A 20,038-nucleotide genomic window follows, 5' to 3' on the forward strand; every position below is an offset into this window, starting at 1 on the left:
TGATTTCAAGAAGCTATGCTTCGACAAATCGCGTTTGGTGGCGATGGCGGAGGGGTTCCACACGTACCCATCCCGAACACGACCGTTAAGCCCTCTAGCGCCGATGGTACTTGGACCGCAGGGTCCTGGGAGAGTAGGACGCCGCCAAGCAATCAAAAGACACGATCGTAGATAAGCGATCGTGTCTTTTTCTGTTATTATGATCATGGGAATGAATATAACTCCTGTAGGCTGTTTTATATATCTTGGTCTTAGAGATAAAACTCATTTTATACATAAAATACTGGCCTTCCCATCATCCAAGCTGTGATACAATAGGTGGGGTCTATATAGAAACGGAAACACGCATGAGTACGAGGAGGAACTGAATCACGATGAAATCAGCCCCGTTTATTGCCGTGGAGGGTCCGATTGGTGCGGGGAAAACAACGTTAGCAACGATGCTTTCTCAGGAATTGAACCTTCCGCTGGTCAAGGAAATTGTAGAAGAGAATCCCTTTTTGGCTTCCTTCTATCAGGATATAGATGAGTGGAGCTTCCAGCTTGAAATGTTTTTTCTGTGTAACCGGTTTAAGCAACTGGAAGACACAGGCGTGCACTACATTAAGAAGAATACACCCGTCATTTCGGACTATCATATCTATAAAAATATGATTTTTGCCGATCGTACCTTAAAGGGCACGAAACGGGACAAATACCGTCAAATCTATCACCTCTTAACGGATGATCTGCCGAAACCCAATCTGGTGCTCTATATTGAGGCTGAGCTCGATACATTGATGAACCGGATCAACAAACGTGGACGGTCTTTTGAGCAGGATATGGACCCCGCTTATATGGAGCAGTTAATTGCAGATTATAAAACAGGTATGGACTACCTGGCTAGCAGCCCGAATCCGCCAATTATCATTAAGGTGAATGCGGAGCAGCTCGATTTTGTAGAACATCCCGAACATTTCAAACAGATTGTTAATCAGGTAAAGGAGTACATCACATGAACAATTATGGCATTCCGGCCAATGCATTAATTACGGTAGCAGGTACCGTTGGGGTGGGCAAATCCACTCTGACAGCGGCACTGGCAGACCGTTTGAGCTTCAAGACTTCGCTCGAGCAAGTCGACCACAATCCATATCTGGAGAAGTTCTATCATGACTTTGAACGCTGGAGCTTCCATTTACAGATTTATTTCCTGGCAGAGCGTTTCAAGGAACAGAAGAAAATCTTTGAACTGGGCGGTGGATTTGTACAGGATCGTTCCATCTATGAGGATACAGGTATCTTTGCACAAATGCATGCGGATCAGGGCACAATGTCGGCTACGGATTTCGAGACGTACAGCAGTTTGTTTGAAGCTATGGTGATGACACCGTATTTCCCTCATCCGGACGTACTGATTTACCTGGAAGGTAGCCTACCATCCATTCTGAATCGGATTACGGAACGCGGACGGGAGATGGAGATTCAGACGGACCGTTCCTACTGGGAGCATATGCATGAGCGCTATTCGGTATGGATTAATCAATTTACGGCCTGTCCGGTACTGCGTTTGAACATCGATGAGTATGATGTGAATGACCCAGCATCGGTGGATGCCATTTTGGCGCAGATTGCTGCTGTCATTAATCCTTCCAACGCGACGCAATTATAAACATTAACTTATCTAAGTATGTTATTCATAGGTTAATGAAAGAGTTATTAAATTAATAAGATTAAATGAGATCCCCTCGCTGCCAATTCAAGGCTGATAGAGGGGATTTTTTGCGTTATATTGAGATAAAAGCATTGGTGCAGAACCTATTTTAATGATTATAAGATAGTAGAAATTTGTTGAATAAAAGGACTATTTGTGGTTTCATAGGAAAGGTGAATTCTGGAAAAGAAGCATAAGCATGACTCAGGAGGGAAAGACAACGTGGAAGAGAAACAAGGGATCAAGATCGGCATGCCAATCGTTGGTGGATTATTGGCAGCAGTTGTAGGGGGCATTGTGTGGGCAGTGATCGCTGCCATGACGGAAAGGGAGCTTGGGCTCATTGCTATCGTTATTGGGGCGCTCACAGGCTACGCGGTTGTATTGTTTTCGAACAAACGGATCGCGACAGTACACAAAGCCATTGCAGTCATCTTTGCACTTATCGGCATTTTGCTTGGGAAGTATCTGACGGTGGTGTATTTTACTTCCGAGTTGTTCAGCGATGCAAGCATGTTGGATCTGGTGTTCGATGGTGAGATGGTTAGTGCATTTGTGGACACCTTTACGGATTATTTCAGCGAGCCGGTTGACCTGTTATTCATCGTACTGGCGATCGTATCGGCATGGCAGATTCCAGGACGGATGGCGAAGACCAGTCTGGCATCGGATGCTTCCTCGTCAGATCACGCTCCTAGAGCTTAACCGATGGATAGAAGGAAGCAAGACCTGTGTAATACAGGGATTGCTCCATTAAAAAAAGTACTCAGAGTGAATAACTGTAAATGGCTTATTCACATTGCGGCTGAGATACTAAAAGAGGGACGTGACGCCTTAGGGCGTGCGTCCCTTTGTGTGTAAACTGAGTAATTGTTGAATCCTGGGCTGTCCAGCACATTGCATGAATACGGAAAAGATGTGACAGAACGGAGTTCTATTTAATACGAGCATATTGCCTATAACGAGAGAGCAAGTTTTCATTAGCAATAGAAAGTTCGAAATGGAACTACTTGTCTACAACGTATACCTGATTGCGAGGGGCATCGGATAATACGGATAATGCTATAGGTGGAATCAATGTAGGCCTAGATTAGCTGTTTCGATCAGCAAACACAGCCATGGCATCCCTCATAAATACAGCCAAGCCTTCGCCGAATTGATCAATATTACGTGTAAAACGTTCGTCGTCTACGTACATTTGGCCTAACCCTCTGAAGACTTCAGGAGAATAATTGCCCATGTTGTTCAGATAGCTGTACCATTCCGAGATTCCGGCTTGAGCTTCGGCAGAGTTTGGATCCGTGTGACGAATTGCTGCAAGACGAGAGTAGATTGAATTCATTTGATCGGATAGAGCTTCTTGCTCCCCAGTAGACTGGATGTGTAACTTTTGATTAGCATGATCCACTGCTTGGTCTCCCCAACGTTCCCGTGCTTCCTGCTCATACGGATTATGACTGAAATTAAACCCTTCAAATTGTTCTTTGGCTGTCATCTTAATTTCTCCTCTCACGTGTTGAACCGATTTATCAATGGTGGCGATCATTTGGTCCAACCGCTGGCGTTTCTCCAGCAAAATACGGCGATGCATATTCAGGGCTTCTTCTCGATCGAACGATGGATTGTTTGTAATCTCCTTGATATCTTTCAGAGAGAAATCGAGTTCTTTAAAAAATAAAATCTGCTGCAGCATTTCCAGATTGGCATCTGAATACAGTCGATATCCGGCAGAAGTCACTTCGTCCGGTGTTAACAGTCCGATCTCATCATAATGATGCAGTGTGCGCACACTGATCCCGACAAGTTCCGCCACTTCTTTTACTTTCATGGCCATGATGGAATACCTCCTTACACCACCGATTGTACAGCGTCACGTTACGTGAGAGTCAACTAGTAAAAATGAAAAAATAAGATGCAGGCACAGAGGCTGCATCTTGAGAATAACTGAATGTGCTGCACCATCTATCTGGTGCAGCACACGGGCTGGCGGTGCAGGGAGCGCATGGCTACGCCTGCATCCCGCGCACCGCCGCAGCGAACTGCGCAGCCGCTGCGCGCACATCGGCCGCGCCCGCGATGGCGGAGATGACGGCTACGCCGTCGGCTCCTGCCGCCATCACGGCGGCCGTGGTATCGGGCGTAATGCCGCCGATACCCACCACCGGAACTGCGATGCCTGCGGCGCGCAGTTCGGCAACCCCTGCGGGGCCCAGCACAGCGTGGGCATCCGCTTTGGACCGCGTCGGGTACATTGGCCCGACGCCAAGATAGTCGGCGCCCGCCTGCACCGCACGGCGGGCTTCCAGCGCGGAGTGGGCGGATACGCCAAGCATCCGCCCTTCTCCGATGCGGGCGCGTACCAGCGCCGCGTCCGCATCGTCCTGGCCGACATGGATGCCGTCGGCCTCTACCACCACAGCCAGCTCCACATCATCGTTCACGATGAACGGTATCCCGTGCTGGCTGCACACCTCGCGAAGCCGCATCGCAAGCGTGATGCGTGCTTCGCCAACCAGAGCGCCAGTTCCTTTTTCACGGAACTGGAACAGCGTAATGCCGCCAGCGATGGCTTGGCGCAGCACTTCCACGGGGTCACGCGTCGTATTCACGCTGCCCATTACCAAATACACCTGCATCGCATGCCGTACCGCTTCTGCATCCAGTGGGCGCATTACTGTTCACCCCGCAGTCTGCGCTGATACGCAAAATGATTCGTCGGCCCATGTCCGGCCCCAATCCCCAGCTCATCTTCGATGGCTGCCTGAATGAATGCTCGCGCGGTGGTGACGGCAGCCGGCACAGCTGAGCCTTTCGACAATTCGGCAGTAATGGCCGCAGAATACGTACATCCCGTTCCATGGGTATGCCTTGTCACTACCCGAACGTTCTCCAGATAATGAAAAGACTGACCATCATAGAGCACATCAACAATGATGCCATTTCCCTCATCATGACCACCTTTCACCAAAGCATACGTGGAGCCCATCTGCACGATCTGCCTTGCGGCTTCTTCACGCTGACTCAAATTCATAATAGACATTCCTGTAAGAAGCTCGGCTTCCGGAATGTTCGGCGTCGTGATCAGTGCATGAGGCAGCAGCTCCGTAATTAGCGCTAGAACGGCCTCCTGTTGCAGCAGGGGAGCGCCGCCTTTGGCAACCATAACCGGATCGATGACCAGATTGCACCATCCGTATTGCTGCCATTTCTCGGCAACCAGTCGAATAATCTCAGCACTGTAGAGCATGCCCGTCTTCACGGCTGTAGGCTGAAAATCATCACCGGTCGAATCCAACTGTTGAGCAATACCTTCATATGAAATAGGGAAGACGCCCTGCACACCTGTTGTATTTTGGGCAGCAATAGCTGTAATCACAGTCATGCCGTATACGCCGAGCTCCTGAAAGGTCTTTAAATCAGCTTGAATTCCGGCTCCGCCACCATTATCGGAACCAGCAATCGTCAAAGCCTGCGCAATACTCATTGCGTACCTCCATCAATCTGGCGAACCTGTGACCGATGCGCGAGAACGTCAGGTGTCACTTGAGCCAGTTGATTCAGCAATTCGATCTGGAAGCTGCCCGGTCCCAGGTCAGCGGTACGTTCCGCCGCAATCTCTGCTGCAACGCCATAGAAAACGAGTGCCTCCACAACACTGCTCAGCAAGTCGTCTCCCGGTTTCGCTATGGCTGCAAAAGCACCAATCACGGAGCTGAGTAAGCAGCCTGCACCCGTTACTTGGGTAAGCAAGGCATGTCCATTACTCGTCAGGAACGTCGTTTGTCCATCCGTAATGACATCCTCGCGTCCGGTAATGACGACCACACAGCCGAGTTTTTGTGCTGCCCGTTCCGCTATTCCGATTCGATCTCCATCGCCTTGACCTGCATCCACACCTTTGATGCTCCAACGCTCACCGATGACATTGGCGACTTCTGCCACATTGCCCCGCAACACCGTGAGGCGAAGCTCACGAACGAGCATCTGAATGGTTTCCGTACGATAGGCGGTTGCGCCAGCTCCAACCGGATCGAGCACAACAGGTACGTTATTTGAATTAGCTGATCGACCAGCCAAACGGATCGCCTCAACCACCTTTTCGTCCAGTGTGCCAATGTTCAGTACAACTGCTCCCGACATCTTGGCAACATCAGCAACTTCTTCATGCGCATAAGCCATAAAGGGAGATGCACCTAGTGCGAGCAAACCGTTGGCCGTAAACGGAGCGACGACAATATTCGTAATGTTATGAACAAGCGGATTTTGCGTACGAACACGTTCCAGATAAGACATATAAGTTCCTCCTTATAAATAAGCAATTTGATCAATAAAAGTGTCAGGGAAGGTGGGCCATTAAATCATGGGAACTAAACGCTATTCTCGGATAGCTGGAAAGTCCATATAGAAAGCTTAATTAAAGAGTCCTTATCCTCGATAAAGATTCTAATCGTACAGTTATTGAATTCCGTAACTACTCATGTTATCGACATCTGATAATGAATTTACAACTTTCAAATTTCCCTTGATCTCGTCCAGTAATCGATTTTACTTACTCACCCTGCAAGTTGATAAAAGCATCCTCAGCCTTTACGGAATCCGGAATCAGTTCACTTTGAACCAACCATGCACGTACATTTTCCCAAGAAGAGGCGTCCTGCCTGCCAAACGGCTGACCTTCTTCATTCATCAGTGGCAGTAAAATATTTAGACTTTTGGTTTCGATCTCCGGGTCAAGTGGAGACGTTTCGTTCTCATGTGCGAGCAGAATGTTCAGCGCGTCCTCGGGGTGCTCTGTTACATATTTCTGTCCTTCCTGCATCGCTTTGATGAAGCGGGTAAGCTGATCTTTCTTCGCTTCAATGCCCGCATCACTTGCAGTGAGGACCAGTTCATAATAATCAGGTACGCCGTAATCGACGGGATTGATCGCTTTCATGGCATGGCCTTCCTTTTCCAGAATCAATTGTTCATGGTTAATAAAACCACCCATAATGGCATCTGCCTGCCCGGAAGCCAGGGAAGGGATCAGGTCAAATCCCACATCCACCAGATTCATCTTGTCGGGATTACCGCCATCCTGGCTGATCATGGTACGCACCATTGCTTCATACAAAGGGATTGAGGAATAGCCGACCGTCCTCCCTTCAAGATCTTTTGGCGATTTCACTTTACCGTTGGCTTCAGTCAACAGATGCACGAGCGGATGGCGAACGACGGCTGCAATCGAACGTACAGGAATGTTCTCCCCACGCGCGAGCAAAATTTGCGGCTGGTAGCTTAGTGCAAGATCGATTTTCCCGGCGGCAACAAGTTTGAGTGCATCATTCGTATCGGCAGGCATCTGGATATCGACATCCAGACCTTGATCCGCGAAGTAACCATTCTCCTGAGCAACATAGATGAAGGAATGCACTGCATTAGGATACCAATCGAGCATGATGGACAGCTTGTCTTTGGATGTCGATGGCCGTTCGGCCAAAGATGATTCTGTATCTTTTGCTTTGGAAGCTGAATCTGTAGCAGGTGTATTGGTACCCGTATTTCCACATCCGCTGATAATCAGTAACATAGATATGAGCAGAATGGGGAGTAGGGAGTAGATATGTTTTTTCTTCATAGCTTCAAATTCCTCATTTCCGTTTATCTGTTTTTGAAATCCGAAAGTTATCCAGTTTTTCTTCTACCTGCATGACGTGGTGTACTGAATCTTCTCTCCATCCATGCAATGAGTACAAACAGGGCGATACCGAGCAGGGATAACAGCACAATGGCGGCGAACATTGCATCCGTGTTCATATTGCTCGACATTCTGCGGCTGAAGTAACCGAGACCCTTGCTTCCACCGAGCCATTCACCGATCGTTGCACCGACCACACAATACACCACAGACATTTTCAGTCCCGAAAAGAAGGAGGGAAGGGCAAGTGGAATCTGGAGTTTGCGAAAAATATCCCACTTGCTGGCCCCCATCGTCAGCAGCAGTTCACGCTGCTCCGGATCACCCTGGCGCAGGCCATCGTAGGTGCTTACTACAATCGGGAAAAATGCGATCAGGAACACCACCGCGACTTTACTCCACAAGGTGTAGCCAAACCATAGGATGAAGACGGGGGACAAGGCAATCAGCGGGATCGTCTGACTGATCACGATGAAGGGATATAACGCTTTTTCAATCGACCGATTCATATACATACCCGTTGCAAGTGCAATTCCGGCACCAATGGACAAGCCAAAACCAACGACAACTTCCATCAAGGTAGCGGGCAGATGTGTAGCCAACAAGAGGCGGCGATGTTCATACAGCGAAATGGCAATCGCCGTCGGGGCTGGAATGATGAAGGAAGGCACCCACCCCATACGCACAATCCACTCCCAGATGACAAGCAGCAAGATCATGAGCAAAAGAAACAGACCATAACGGGCAAGCCAACCTCTTACGCTATGCTTCATGCTATCTCTCAAGTTACCGTCTTGCATGCAATTGTTCCTCCAGTTGTCGCCTCATCTGAACGAGAGCCGGTTCGTAGATCATGTCCGAATGTCTTGGACGTGGCAAAGGTACCGACAGATCCTGCAGCTGTTGACCTTGGCCCACCGGAGTTAACAGGATAATCCGATCACTGAGCAGCAGGGCTTCTTCAATGTCATGTGTGATGAACAACACGGTTTTGCCCAGGCCTTCCCATAGCTCCAGCAGCCAGCGATGCATATCCCGTTTGGTCAGGGCATCGAGTGCGCCGAATGGTTCATCCAGCAGCATAAGTTGGCCACCTGTCAGCAAAGTACGAAGCAGCGCGACACGCTGGCGCATGCCACCTGAAAGCTCGTCCGGGTAAGCATGCGCGTGGCCAGATAAGCCAAATCTGTCGAGGCCAGCCAGGATATCTGCTCGAATCCTTATCTTATCCTGCCGACCTGCAGCCAGTTCAGAGGGAAGCATGCAATTCCCCATGACGGTTCTCCAGGATAATAGGAGGTCCTTTTGCGGCATGTAGGCCACCTGCCCCAGTCGCTTTCCTTCTTGAACCCAAGGAATTTCAATGGTTCCGTGTGTTGGCTCAAGCAGGCCTGCCAGCAGCTTGAAAAGGGTACTTTTACCGGAGCCGCTGGAACCGATGAGCGAGACAAATTCGCCTTTGGCTACAGTCATCGACACATTGGAGAGCACGGGGGAATCCCTTTTTCCCGGGAAAGCGTAGCTCATGTTGTGAATGGTTATATCGTTATCCATCTCGTTCCGTCCCCCCTTGTTATTCATAATTCAACTTCAAACCGCGGGATCTTTAATTACACCTTCTGATCTGCCCGCAGAACGCGAAAAAGACCCACCCATTTCCGGAGAAATGAGTGGGTCTGTAAGTTCAATTCACATTAAATTCCATCATCAACATGAAAAAATCCGCTTACTGAGAGGCCGCTCCACTTCCCTCCGCTGGTATGATCCAGATCAGGTTCAAAGGGTCCGAATCGTTCGATTCGTCTCAGCCGCAAGGCTCCCCTAGTGCAATGTTCAAGATATGCAGTTGTGTGTTCAGCATATATCACATGCAAGTGGAATGTAAAGAGGGCGGCTTAAAAGAAGTGTGCGTAATGTGAGTTAGGAAAGTAACTAGGATTCTAATCGTTTGAATGTAACAGTGAATCAAGCTCCCCGATCAGACGGGCAATCTGCTCCGGTGTACCAATCGTAATCCGAAGCCAGGTAGGCATACTGAATTCGGCACCGCCGCGGACAGAGATGCCTCTGTTCAACAATTCTTGGGTAATCGGGCCACTATCCTGCAACAGATCAACCATGATGAAATTTGTTTCGGAAGGGATGTAGGGTAAGTTCCACTGATCAAAGGACTGCATTAACGTTTCCCTTCCTTGACGATTGTAGTGCAGGCAGTGAGAAACAAATTCATGATCATCCAGGCTGGCCAAAGCAGCGGCTTGGGATGTGGCTGTCAGACTGATGGGCAGCTTGACCCGGTTAATGCCTTCAATGATGCTTTCATTCCCGATGCCATATCCAATTCGCAGGCCGGCCAGTCCATATATTTTGGAGAAGGTCCGCAAAATAATCAGATTATTATACTGCTCCAGCAGCTTAACCGTATCAGGATAATCTTCACTTTCCGCGAATTCATAATATGCTTCATCCAGGACAACCACGACATGGGAGGGAACATGTTCGAGTAAACCATGTAGGGCATCTGCCGTGAAAATGGTTCCGGTTGGATTATTCGGATTGCACAGCCAGATAATTCGGGTAGAAGCATTGATCCGTTGCCGGAATTGCTCCAGGTCCAGTGAATGGTTGACCAAAGGCACTTCATGAATGACCCCGCCTGCCAGCAGCGTAGCGCCCTTATACCAGTTAAAGGAGGGCACTGGAATGAGTGATTCCTCGCCGGGATTAAGATAGGCTTGGGCGGTAAGGGTAAGGAGCTCGAATGAACCACTGCCAAATACCAGTTGGGAGGCACGCACACCCAGACGTTCCGCAAGTTTGTCACGCAGCAGTTGGCTGGAACCGTCGGGGTATTGAGCCAAAAGATCAGAACCCAGCGATCTGACCGCTTCCGCTGCTAAGGGAGAGGAACCAAACGGATTTTCGTTCGCTGCAAGTCGATCCACACTTTCCAGTCCCAACTCCCGCCGGATCTGTTCCATGGATTTGGCAGGCGTATAAGCCGGAATTTGAGTTAACAGGTCTTTGACAGGTGGAGAGGGAACGGGTGAAAGGGATTGCATAATCATGCCTTCTTTCCAGTGGAATTAGATCGAGAATGATATCTGTTTCTGGGCAATCTGCTGTGGTGTCTCTTGTGGCGGAGTCAACAAGCGATTCAGAATAAGGTTTTCAAAATGAGCAAACCCGCTGTCCCGAACACGTGGCCGCTCCAGCGTAATTCGGGTATCCATCGTTATATGACCATCCTCGATTAACAGCACCCTGTCAGCCAGCGCAACCGCCTCACTGACATCATGAGTGACCAGAATGACAGTCAGATATTCTTCTACCCACAAGCGTTCGATTAATTGCTGCATCTCAATTCGGGTCAATGCATCCAATGCACCCAGCGGTTCATCCAGCAGCAGTAAACGCGGATGACTTGCGAGTGCCCGTGCCAAGGCGACACGTTGTTTTTGTCCGCCAGATAATACCCCCGGCCAATCACCTTCACGCTCTCCAAGTCCTACATTGCGAAGCGACTGGCGTGCATCTTCCTTGTTCTTGTCGGGGATACCTAGTCGTACATTGTCGAGCACGGATTTCCAAGGCAGCAGCCTTGCTTCCTGAAACAGAAACCGTGTCTCGGGTGCTGTACTGCCAAGCTTTCTGTTGCCCAGCATAATGCTCCCGGAAGAGGGGGGTTCCAGCCCGGCGATCAGACGCAGCAAAGTACTTTTGCCACAGCCGCTTCGTCCAACGATGGCTACAAATTCCCCTTGTCTTACATTGACGTTGATGTCGGATAGTATCGTCCGCTGATCATACGATTTCTGAACCCCATCTACTTGAAGAATAGGACTGATCTGACTTGTGCTCATGGATCAATACACACTCCTTTGCTTTACTTGCGGGATAGGGCCGGGTTCCAGCGCAGCCAGCGCCGTTCCAGCCATTTAGCGATGGTATCGGACAGCTTGCCCAGCAGGGCATATAGCAGAATGCTTAAGACGATTACGTCCATCTGCATGAATTCCCGTGCGTTCATCGCCATGTATCCAATCCCCGCATCCGCCGCAACCGTCTCGGCTACGATAAGTGTCAGCCACATAATGCCAAGTGCATAACGAATGCCCACCAGAATGGAAGGCAGTGCACCAGGCAGGATAATGTCCTTATAAAGGGACCAACGGCTGAGGCCATATACTTTGCCCATTTCAATCAGACCGGGATCGACTGATCGTATGCCGTGAAACGTATTCAGATATACCGGAAAGAATACACCCAGGGAAACGAGGAATAATTTTGCTTCTTCACCGATCCCGAACCACACAATAACGAGGGGGATCAAGGACAGATGCGGAATGTTGCGGATCATTTGCACCGAGGAGTCGGCGATCTTTTCCGCAAGGGAGGAGATGCCGTTCAGCACACCCAGCAGGAAACCGAGACCCCCACCAATGAGGAATCCTCCCAAAGCTCGTCTGGCGCTAATACTGATATTGTTCAGTAGTTCACCGTTACGAAGCAGACGAATGAAGGCCTCCAGTACCTGAGCGGGCCGGGGCAAAATATTGGCTGCAACAACTCCAGATGCAGTCAGCCATTGCCACAGAGCCAGAATGAGTAGTGGTACAACAAAAGGAATGAACTGGTTAAACCATGCCCGGTTAAAGGTTTTGGACCGCACGTTATGCCTACCTCCTTGCTTCATTCGTTATTGGCTACCTGGAGCTGGAAGTTGATCTTGAAGTGCATCACTCCAGAATGTGCTCACATCGACTGCCTGCTCAAAAATTCCCGCTTGCTGAAACGTATCCGCTACGTCCTGTTCAGACTTGATGGCCTTTTCAGAAATGGCAACAATACGTGATGGGCGTTGTGCTTCTCCATCCGTGTAGGTTTTAAGGGCTTGATCCACGGGCTGGTGGGTGTTGTCTGCTGTAATTTGAGCCCACGCATCCTTATTGGCACGAGCCCAATCATTGAAATTGTTGATTCGCTCCAGATAATCGGCAAGGGCCTCTTTCTGTTCCGCATTTGCAATAGCCTGATCGGAGGCGGCTACAAGGAAGCTGCCTGACAGGATATCTTTGGCGCTGGCGAGCGTTGTTGCTTCATTCTGATGTGCTGAGATGATGGCATTGCCGTAACTGGCAAGTGCATCCACTTTCCCGCTTATCAGGGCGCTGAGTCCATCGGCTGTTGAAAGTTCGACCGGACTGATGTCACTCCAGGTTAATCCGGCTTCTTCCAGCATTTTGAGCAGGAAATAGTGGGCCGTTGTATTTTTTACGAAAGCAACTTTCTTGCCTTTCAGGTCAGCAACCGATTTGATCGATGAACCTTTGGGAACAACGACCTCCTGATTTAAGGTGCTGCCTTGTTGTACCGCAATAATCTTGAAGCTTCCACCATTGGCAGCTTGAGATGCAAAAATGGGCGGAATTTCACTGGTCACACCAAAGTCCAATTGGTTTGCAGCCATCGCTTCAAGGATCAGGTTACCTCCCTGAAATACGTTATAAGTGACTTTATAGGGGGTTTCATCGAGTCCGGCGGCTTTTAGCCCCAATTCGAGATTGCTCCATCCGGTCTGACCAACACGAATGGTAACGTCTTTATTCGAAGCAGCTGATGCCGCTGTCGGTGTTGTGCCTGTACCCGCGGCCTGATTGTCAGTTCCGGCAGAGCAGCCGGAGATCAGCATCAACAGAAGCGCGCTCAGAAAGGCAGTTAAGGGAAGAGTGTAATGGCGGTTTGGACGGATCATAGGGAGGAAACCTCCTTGGTGTATGTACTGCTTTCACTGGACTGACTGGATTCTATGAATGTTTGGCCGATACGGTCTGCCTGAAGAATGGCTTCGGTTACCTGCGCCGTACTAACTCCGAAGGAGAGATGCGCCGCACTGCCTTCCCGCAGCTGTAGTCCTGCTGCAATGCGCGCAGCAGCTTCCTTAGGCTGTTGTTGTATGCCAAGCTCGGCAAGAGTGATAGGCAGATTCAGCTTATGTAACAGAGTGATCAGCTCATGAAGCTCATCCCCTGCTTTGCCTTCAAGAATCCACTGGGTGAAGAGTCCAAAGGCTACCTTTTCTCCATGTAGTGAAGCGTGTGTTTCGGGTAATTTGGTGAGGCTATCATGTAGCCCATGAGCAATCGCGGCATGAAGTGATCCATCGCTAATGCTGCCTACAAGGCCTGCGAGCACAATAATGGCATCGGCAACATCACGGAATTGAGGTGTACTACCGGTTGTATCGGTGGATTCATAGACATCGATGGCGTGCGCTTCAAGAATATCGAGTGCAAGCTTGGCGGTGCTGACACTGTTTCGGAGAGTGAGGCTGGTGGCGTTGCCACTTAGATTAACGGCGAACTCATGCCATTTTACGAGTGTGTCACCGATCCCTGCGGCCAAATATCGCCTTGGTGCACTCGCCAGAATATGAGGATCAGCCAGAACGAGATCAGGCGAACGACGCAGGGGACGATATCCTGCAGATTTCCCCTGTTCATCATAGAGCACGGTTAAGGCGGACCAGGCAGCGCAGGTTGCGGCAATCGTTGGGACCGTTACAATGGGCAATTGGGCTTGCTCGGCCACCGCTTTGGACAGATCGAGCACTTTACCACCACCGACGCCGATAATCAGATCAACATCCAAATCGAAGGCTTGCTGTGTGAAAGTATCAATCTGGCCTGTTGTAACCTCACCGTGAAACAATTGCACATGGAACTTGATCTTATGCTCCTCCAATGAAGGAAGAAGGTAAGGCTGTACGGCTTTTAATGCAGACTCACCGGCGATGATGAGAACATGCTGCCCAAGCTGTGCAATCCGCGAACCACTTTGCTCAAGAATGTTAGCCTCGTGTACATATACTGCGGGTGCCTTAACAATAATCATGAATACACTCTCCTTATAACTTATTATTCTTACGTTTTAACTTGGTTTTAAATTGCTTAGATTCTAGCATCGCGTCTCGGCAACTACAATGACCTGGACAATCAATACATCCTATACTTCGATTGAAAGAATCTATAGGTGAACGTAGTTAACGAATTCGATGAGAAAAAGGGAATTAACATCCTAGTCGATTTACCTTGTCCCTTGAACCCGATATAATAGTGGTGGCACACATGGGCCGGATCACAAATGAGGGTGGGACTGTTCTCCCTCTAAGCAGAATGGGGACCCCGAGTTGAAAACGTTCAAGAAAGTATATATTGAGATCACAAGTATATGTAATCTGGCATGCAGCTTCTGTCCACAGACCAAACGTGCCAAAAATTTCATTGACCCTGAAGTCTTCAACAATATATTGGATCAGATCAAACCCCATACCAAACATATTTATTTACATGTCAAAGGTGAGCCGCTGCTTCATCCCAAAATTGATCTGTTACTGGATTCAGCGCATGAGAAGGGATTCAAGGTCAACATTACGACGAACGGTACGCTGCTGCCCAAGACCCAGCACAAACTGCTCGGCAAACCGGCACTGCGTCAGATGAATTTCTCCCTGCACAGCTTTGATGGTCACGAGGGTTCCACAGACCGTGAGGGCTATCTGGGCAATGTGTTGTCATTTGTCCGGGAAGCAGTGAAGCACAATGTCATTATTTCATTCCGACTCTGGAATCTGACACAGGATAATTTCACGAATGCGCAGATGAACCGAAACCGGGAGACACTGGAGGTTCTTGAACGGGAGTTCAATCTGGATTTCCGTATTGAGGAGAAGGTGGTGCCTGGGAGCGGTGTCAAAATTGCCCCGAATGTGTATCTGAATCAGGATCATGAATTCCAGTGGCCGAGTCTGGATGCACCCGAAGATGATGGTAAAGGCTTCTGTCATGCGCTTCGTAGTCAGGCAGCCGTGCTTGTCGATGGAACTGTGGTACCTTGCTGTCTCGATGGTGAAGGTGTCATTAACTTGGGCAACGTTCATGAAAAATCGTTCTCGGAGATTGTGGATGGTGAACGAGCCAACAATCTGTTCTATGGTTTCTCTAAACGCGAAGCCGTGGAGGAATTATGTCGGAAGTGCGGATATCGTCAGCGTTTTGGCGCTTAAAGCGTAATTTAATAAATAAAATGAGATTCAAAATAATAGAGATCACGTTGTCTGGAAACAGATGAGGTGGTCTTTCGTTTTTTTAGAAGATAAAGGACCATATAAACATAGATTACGAGTTGTAAATGAAGCATACCCGAAGTTGAGATCGGCACATTACACAATGGAGTACGATGCAAAAAATGCCGAGAACACAGGCATACTGCTGTCGTTTCTATATCTAAGCTAATGATTATTATCGTAACATCCCTTTTTTGGTAGGATCAGGGTAGGTTCCGAGCCAGAGGTGCACCTCTGATAGGTTCCTTGAGGACAAGCTTATGCTTGTACGCCAATTCATCAGAATAAGGGAGGATTTAAATTATGAAAAAAATGTTGACGTTGCTGCTGTCTGCGGGTCTGGTCGCTTCATTGTTCGGTGCAATTCCAGCTTTTGCTGCACCTACTGTTGTGAACTCAACGATTATTGTAGCCAAGGGAGAAACTTTTGATGGCAAAGGCCAAACGTATGTAGCCAACCCTTCCACCCTGGGAGATGGATCTCAAGCGGAAGATCAGAAGCCGGTATTTCGGTTGGAGGCAGGCGCCACGCTCAAAAATGTGATTATCGGTTCACCTGCAGCTGACGGTGTTCATTGTTACGGTAACTGCACAATTTCAAATGTGATTTGGGAGGATGTCGGTGAGGACGCTCTGACTCTGAAATCAGCCGGAACGGTTAACATCACTGGTGGTGCAGCTTACAAGGCCTATGATAAAGTATTTCAAATGAATGCAGCCGGAACGATTAACATTAAAAATTTCCGTGCAGACGATATTGGCAAGCTGGTACGTCAGAATGGCGGAACAACCTTCGCCGTGAACATGACGCTCGACAACTCAGACATTTCCAATGTCAAAGATTCTATTATGCGTACGGACAGCAGTACATCGCAAGGGAAAATTACAAATACCCGTTACTCCAAAGTACCGACCTTGTTTAAAGGCTTTGCATCGGGCAAAACAAGTCAATCCGGGAATACTCAATATTAAAACAGAGCTTACCGGTTCTCAATAATTTTCCTCTAAAGGATATGAAGCATAACAATTAAAGGGGATGTCCTCATGAATATGACGGGGACATCCCTTGTTCGCGTTATCTTGGTCTAATGAACCTGGCACACATTATTCGCTCTCATTTGCACCTTTCTGAGATGTAACGAATTACAGAGACGTTATTTCTTGAAGCAGAGGTATATGGCGCATAAATGAAACATATAGTTAATCACTCTTTCTTCTAGTTTAAACTGATTTTTTCTTATCGGGATTGTCACAAATACCCATGTGTTGTACAGTAGAAGCAATGAAATAAGTGAACCGGGTGCTCAATGAAGTTGGGCTGAGAGAGCGGCCTTGTGCTGCTGACCGTATATCTGATCTGGGTAATGCCAGCGTAGAGAACATGAATTTGCGATGAGCAATGGTAAGCGATAAGGGATAGAACATAAATGTCAGCGTTTCTTGGTTGCAACGGGATTTTTCTGATGTGACGGGGATGGTGTCGTTTGTTTTCTTCTTTCTCTATATCTGCCTAATGCGTTGCATCGTGAGAATTGTAAACTGTGCGTATGGCCTGCCTGTGAACCGGGGAGGCTTTTTTTGTTTGTTTTATTGTTTATTTTATAAATCAAGGGAAACAGAGGAAGGAAGTAGAGAACATGTCAACAGCAGTAGGCAGCAACAGATTGAAGTTAACCGATATTTTGGTAACAATTGTGATTGCGGTAGTCTTCGGGGTGATCTACAAAATATGGGGACCTACATATGATCTGATGAAGCCATTCGGCGTTCATGCGGAGCAGATGATTTACGGCATGTGGTTTATGGCGGGCACCTTTGCCTTTGTAATCATTCGTAAGCCGGGTGTAGCCATTCTGGCTGAAGTTGCGGCATCCACGGTGAGTGCTTTTCTCGGAAGTGAGTGGGGCATGTCGACACTGGTATATGGGCTGCTGCAAGGGCTGGGTGCAGAGATCTTCTTCGCCGCATTTCTGTACCGGAGAAGCAATCTGTTCGTCACCTGCCTCGCGGCTATTGGTGCAGCAGCGGCTTCGCTTGTACTCGATTATCAGTATGGGTACATTGATTCCCTCACAGCTTGGAACTACACGCTGTTTATCGGATTCCGCTTCATTGGAAGTATTCTGATTGCGGGTGTATTCACCTATTATCTCGCCAAAGCGCTGGAGCTTACAGGTGTAACACGATCCCTTAGACCGGTGTCGAAGCAGGATTATGAGGCGTTGGACTAGATGAATGAAGTGAAGAATGTGCAAGCGGTAGGTGTTACGAATCTAAGATGTAAGTTCCCGGGAGAGAAGGCCTTGGTGTTTCAAGGCTTGTCTCTCTCTGTGCGTCAAGGGGAGAAAGTGTTGTTGCTTGGACCAAGCGGCTCTGGCAAATCAACCTTGCTGCAAATTCTGAGCGGTCTGATTCCGCGATCTGTGGAGATTCCGATGAAATGTGATGACATTCAGGTGCCTGAGCAGCCCGGTATTGTTTTTCAAGATCCGGATACCCAGTTCTGTATGTCATATACGGATGAAGAGATTGCTTTTGTATTGGAAAACCGGAATATTCCACGCGAGCAGATGCCTGCTCTTATCCTTCGATATCTGGAACAGGTGGGGTTATGCTTTGAACATAATCGAACACTCATTCAATCCATGTCACAGGGCATGAAGCAGCGTCTTGCGATGGCTTCGATTCTGGCCATGGAGCCAGACGTACTCTTTTTGGATGAACCAACGGCACTGCTGGATGATGAAGGAACCTCTCAAGTATGGGAAACGGTGAAACAGATTGCACAGGACAAAACACTCATTATCGTAGAACATAAAATTAATGAAATCGTCGAGTGGGTGGACCGAATCATCGTATTGTCGCCTGAAGGAAAGATTGTGGCAGATGGCCCGGCGAATCAGGTGTTTACAGATGAGCGGAATATGCTCAGGGAATACGGAATCTGGTATCCAGGAGTTTGGGAAGAGCGAGGGCAGACGAAAGCACAGACGTTGGTCACAGGAGAGTTTATTCGTTATGGGGCAACAGAAACTGAAAGTATGGATAACAAGGAGGAGCGAGCTTCTGCGCAGCCCCAACCAGCCCTGGAAATGCAGCAATTCACCGGATGGCGCGGAAAAACACCTTTCATTCAGGTGGAACAGGCCAAGGTATGGCACGGAGATTGGGTGGGGATTGTCGGGGCTAACGGGGCAGGTAAAAGTTCGTTATTGCTATCCATGATGAATATTCTAAAAACGACAGGTCATTATGTTGTGGAAGGACAATCGGCCGGAAAAACCGAGCAGCTTGCAGATCACATTGCCTTTGTATTCCAGAATCCTGAATTTCAATTCGTGACCAATACAGTCCGGGATGAAGTGGAATTCTCCTTGCTGAGCGGCAAGTTAACTGCCGAAGAAAGAGTTATCAAAACCGATAATATGCTGGAGCAATTCGGACTGAGTGAGCTGTCCGGTAGGCATCCATACCAATTGTCGATGGGACAGAAACGACGACTGAGTGTAGCATCAGCTCTGGTACGGGAACAGCGTATTTTGTTACTGGATGAACCTACCTTTGGACAGGATGCGCGGAATACTTTTGCCATGTTATCACAGCTGGAACGGCTGCGGCGTGAAGGGACCGCCATTGTGATGGTTACACATGACCGTGAAATCGTGAAGCGTTATTGCACCCGGATCTGGACGGTGCATGAGGGGAGGTTAACGGATGCAGCTCTCGTTTCCTCATCGTGAGACTTGGCTTCACGCGGTGAATCCGGGGTTGAAAATGATTTTCCTGACATTGCTGTTTGTCTTCGTCATCCTTATTCACAACCTGAATGTAATGGCGAATGTGGCAGTTGTCATGCTGTTACTGCTGGGCTGGACAGGTCACGCATGGCCCAGATTATTGCTGTATGCATCTCCGTTCATTCTGGTATTTATATCAACTTCCACAGGTATGATCATGTTTGGTAAAGGGGAGACCACCTGGTTTCAGTGGGGATTGATTCATATTACCGAAGAGAGCTTCTACCGCGGGTTGCACCTAGGATTTCGTTCCCTAAGTATGGCGGCAGCTGGATTGTTGTTCGGTCTGACGACCAAGCCTGTCCGTCTCTTTTATTCCCTCATGCAGCAGTGGAGGCTCCCACCCAAGTATGCCTATAGTTTTCTGGCGGCTATGCGTATGATTCCGATTTTGCTGGATGAATTCCAGACGCTGCGTTATGCCATCCGCATTCGGGGAACGAGGCAGCATGGTTCCCGCTGGAATGTATACGGCATACTGAAACGATATGCAATTCCACTACTTGCCCAGAGTATTCGCCGTGCGCAACGTATGGCGGTGGCGATGGAAGCAAAAGGATTCAAGGAAGGCGGGAGCCGGACCTATTACATTCAGATCGGGTATTCCCGAGCGGATGTATGGTTTATGGGGTATTTTATCATCATGTTAACGGCTGCTTATATATTGGGAACCACATTCCCTTATAATTCAACCCTATTGGATGTAAGGTGAGACCTGTAATTATTTCGTACCTTGTAAATATATT

At 48.5% G+C, this 20,038-nt stretch carries 20 protein-coding genes, 1 rRNA gene and 2 riboswitches; of the genes, 9 read left to right on the forward strand and 12 right to left on the reverse strand.

Annotation, left to right across the window (positions count from 1 at the left end):
• Positions 1-33 precede the first annotated feature (33 nt).
• The 4 genes from rrf to BUA17_RS22220 all read left to right on the forward strand — a co-directional run bounded on the left by rrf (position 34) and on the right by BUA17_RS22220 (position 2,398).
• A 5S ribosomal RNA gene (gene rrf, locus BUA17_RS22205) occupies positions 34-150 on the forward strand.
• Positions 151-374: 224 nt separating this feature from the next.
• Positions 375-998, forward strand: coding sequence for a deoxynucleoside kinase (locus BUA17_RS22210; RefSeq protein WP_063568458.1), 624 nt, complete (start codon positions 375-377; stop codon positions 996-998).
• Complete coding sequence (locus BUA17_RS22215; protein ID WP_072735026.1) at positions 995-1,651, forward strand: deoxynucleoside kinase; 657 nt, start codon at positions 995-997, stop codon at positions 1,649-1,651. The genes BUA17_RS22210 and BUA17_RS22215 overlap by 4 nt, the downstream gene beginning before the upstream one ends.
• A gap of 264 nt (positions 1,652-1,915) precedes the next feature.
• The gene (locus BUA17_RS22220; protein WP_083584822.1) at positions 1,916-2,398 is read left to right on the forward strand and encodes a hypothetical protein; all 483 of its coding nucleotides are present in this window, start codon (positions 1,916-1,918) and stop codon (positions 2,396-2,398) included.
• Positions 2,399-2,783: 385 nt separating this feature from the next.
• Here the strand turns inward: BUA17_RS22220 and BUA17_RS22225 are convergent, their stop codons facing one another.
• From BUA17_RS22225 to BUA17_RS22280, 12 genes are all read right to left on the reverse strand, one after another.
• Positions 2,784-3,527 carry a MerR family transcriptional regulator gene (locus tag BUA17_RS22225; protein WP_072735027.1) on the reverse strand — a complete coding sequence of 248 codons (744 nt, stop codon included), beginning with the start codon at positions 3,525-3,527 and terminating at the stop codon, positions 2,784-2,786.
• Positions 3,528-3,699: 172 nt separating this feature from the next.
• Positions 3,700-4,365: a thiamine phosphate synthase gene (thiE, locus tag BUA17_RS22230; RefSeq protein WP_072735028.1), complete on the reverse strand. Its 666-nt coding sequence runs from the start codon at positions 4,363-4,365 to the stop codon at positions 3,700-3,702.
• Entirely contained in the window at positions 4,365-5,177 is an 813-nt protein-coding gene (thiD, locus tag BUA17_RS22235) for a bifunctional hydroxymethylpyrimidine kinase/phosphomethylpyrimidine kinase (RefSeq protein WP_072735029.1), read from the reverse strand. The genes thiE and thiD overlap by 1 nt, the downstream gene beginning before the upstream one ends.
• Positions 5,174-5,986 (reverse strand): hydroxyethylthiazole kinase, encoded by an 813-nt coding sequence (gene thiM / locus BUA17_RS22240; RefSeq protein WP_072735030.1) that lies wholly within the window; start codon positions 5,984-5,986, stop codon positions 5,174-5,176. The genes thiD and thiM overlap by 4 nt, the downstream gene beginning before the upstream one ends.
• 256 nt (positions 5,987-6,242) lie before the next feature.
• Positions 6,243-7,310 carry an ABC transporter substrate-binding protein gene (locus tag BUA17_RS22245; RefSeq protein ID WP_072735031.1) on the reverse strand — a complete coding sequence of 356 codons (1,068 nt, stop codon included), beginning with the start codon at positions 7,308-7,310 and terminating at the stop codon, positions 6,243-6,245.
• Between the two features lie 47 nt (positions 7,311-7,357).
• Entirely contained in the window at positions 7,358-8,143 is a 786-nt protein-coding gene (locus BUA17_RS22250; protein ID WP_072735213.1) for an ABC transporter permease, read from the reverse strand.
• Between the two features lie 13 nt (positions 8,144-8,156).
• Positions 8,157-8,924, reverse strand: a complete 768-nt coding sequence (locus BUA17_RS22255; RefSeq protein ID WP_072735032.1) for an ABC transporter ATP-binding protein — start codon at positions 8,922-8,924, stop codon at positions 8,157-8,159.
• 176 nt (positions 8,925-9,100) lie between these two features.
• Positions 9,101-9,203, reverse strand: a riboswitch (TPP riboswitch).
• 107 nt (positions 9,204-9,310) lie between these two features.
• Complete coding sequence (gene hisC / locus BUA17_RS22260; protein ID WP_072735033.1) at positions 9,311-10,432, reverse strand: histidinol-phosphate transaminase; 1,122 nt, start codon at positions 10,430-10,432, stop codon at positions 9,311-9,313.
• Between the two features lie 24 nt (positions 10,433-10,456).
• The gene (locus BUA17_RS22265) at positions 10,457-11,233 is read right to left on the reverse strand and encodes an ATP-binding cassette domain-containing protein (RefSeq protein ID WP_072735034.1); all 777 of its coding nucleotides are present in this window, start codon (positions 11,231-11,233) and stop codon (positions 10,457-10,459) included.
• Between the two features lie 23 nt (positions 11,234-11,256).
• On the reverse strand, positions 11,257-12,042 hold the full coding sequence (locus BUA17_RS22270) for an ABC transporter permease subunit (protein ID WP_063568384.1): 786 nt from the start codon (positions 12,040-12,042) through the stop codon (positions 11,257-11,259).
• A 27-nt stretch (positions 12,043-12,069) separates the two neighbouring features.
• Entirely contained in the window at positions 12,070-13,125 is a 1,056-nt protein-coding gene (locus tag BUA17_RS22275; RefSeq protein WP_072735036.1) for an ABC transporter substrate-binding protein, read from the reverse strand.
• A complete protein-coding gene (locus BUA17_RS22280; protein WP_072735037.1) occupies positions 13,122-14,264 on the reverse strand; it encodes an iron-containing alcohol dehydrogenase family protein in 1,143 nt (380 codons plus the stop codon). The genes BUA17_RS22275 and BUA17_RS22280 overlap by 4 nt, the downstream gene beginning before the upstream one ends.
• 295 nt (positions 14,265-14,559) lie before the next feature.
• Here BUA17_RS22280 and BUA17_RS22285 point away from each other — a divergent pair, with 295 nt between their 5' ends.
• From BUA17_RS22285 to BUA17_RS22305, 5 genes are all read left to right on the forward strand, one after another.
• Positions 14,560-15,435 carry a radical SAM/SPASM domain-containing protein gene (locus tag BUA17_RS22285; RefSeq protein ID WP_064640556.1) on the forward strand — a complete coding sequence of 292 codons (876 nt, stop codon included), beginning with the start codon at positions 14,560-14,562 and terminating at the stop codon, positions 15,433-15,435.
• Positions 15,436-15,798: 363 nt separating this feature from the next.
• Positions 15,799-16,467 (forward strand): pectate lyase, encoded by a 669-nt coding sequence (locus BUA17_RS22290; protein ID WP_063566053.1) that lies wholly within the window; start codon positions 15,799-15,801, stop codon positions 16,465-16,467.
• A 313-nt stretch (positions 16,468-16,780) separates the two neighbouring features.
• Positions 16,781-16,891, forward strand: a riboswitch (TPP riboswitch).
• A 241-nt stretch (positions 16,892-17,132) separates the two neighbouring features.
• Positions 17,133-17,726 carry an ECF transporter S component gene (locus BUA17_RS22295; protein ID WP_072735038.1) on the forward strand — a complete coding sequence of 198 codons (594 nt, stop codon included), beginning with the start codon at positions 17,133-17,135 and terminating at the stop codon, positions 17,724-17,726.
• A complete protein-coding gene (locus tag BUA17_RS22300; RefSeq protein ID WP_072735039.1) occupies positions 17,727-19,235 on the forward strand; it encodes an ABC transporter ATP-binding protein in 1,509 nt (502 codons plus the stop codon). It begins immediately after the preceding gene.
• Positions 19,210-20,004, forward strand: coding sequence for an energy-coupling factor transporter transmembrane component T family protein (locus BUA17_RS22305; RefSeq protein WP_072735040.1), 795 nt, complete (start codon positions 19,210-19,212; stop codon positions 20,002-20,004). The genes BUA17_RS22300 and BUA17_RS22305 overlap by 26 nt, the downstream gene beginning before the upstream one ends.
• The last annotated feature ends 34 nt before the right edge of the window (positions 20,005-20,038 follow it).

Source organism: Paenibacillus sp. ov031 (assembly GCF_900143165.1).
Lineage (GTDB): Bacteria > Bacillota > Bacilli > Paenibacillales > Paenibacillaceae > Paenibacillus > Paenibacillus marchantiae.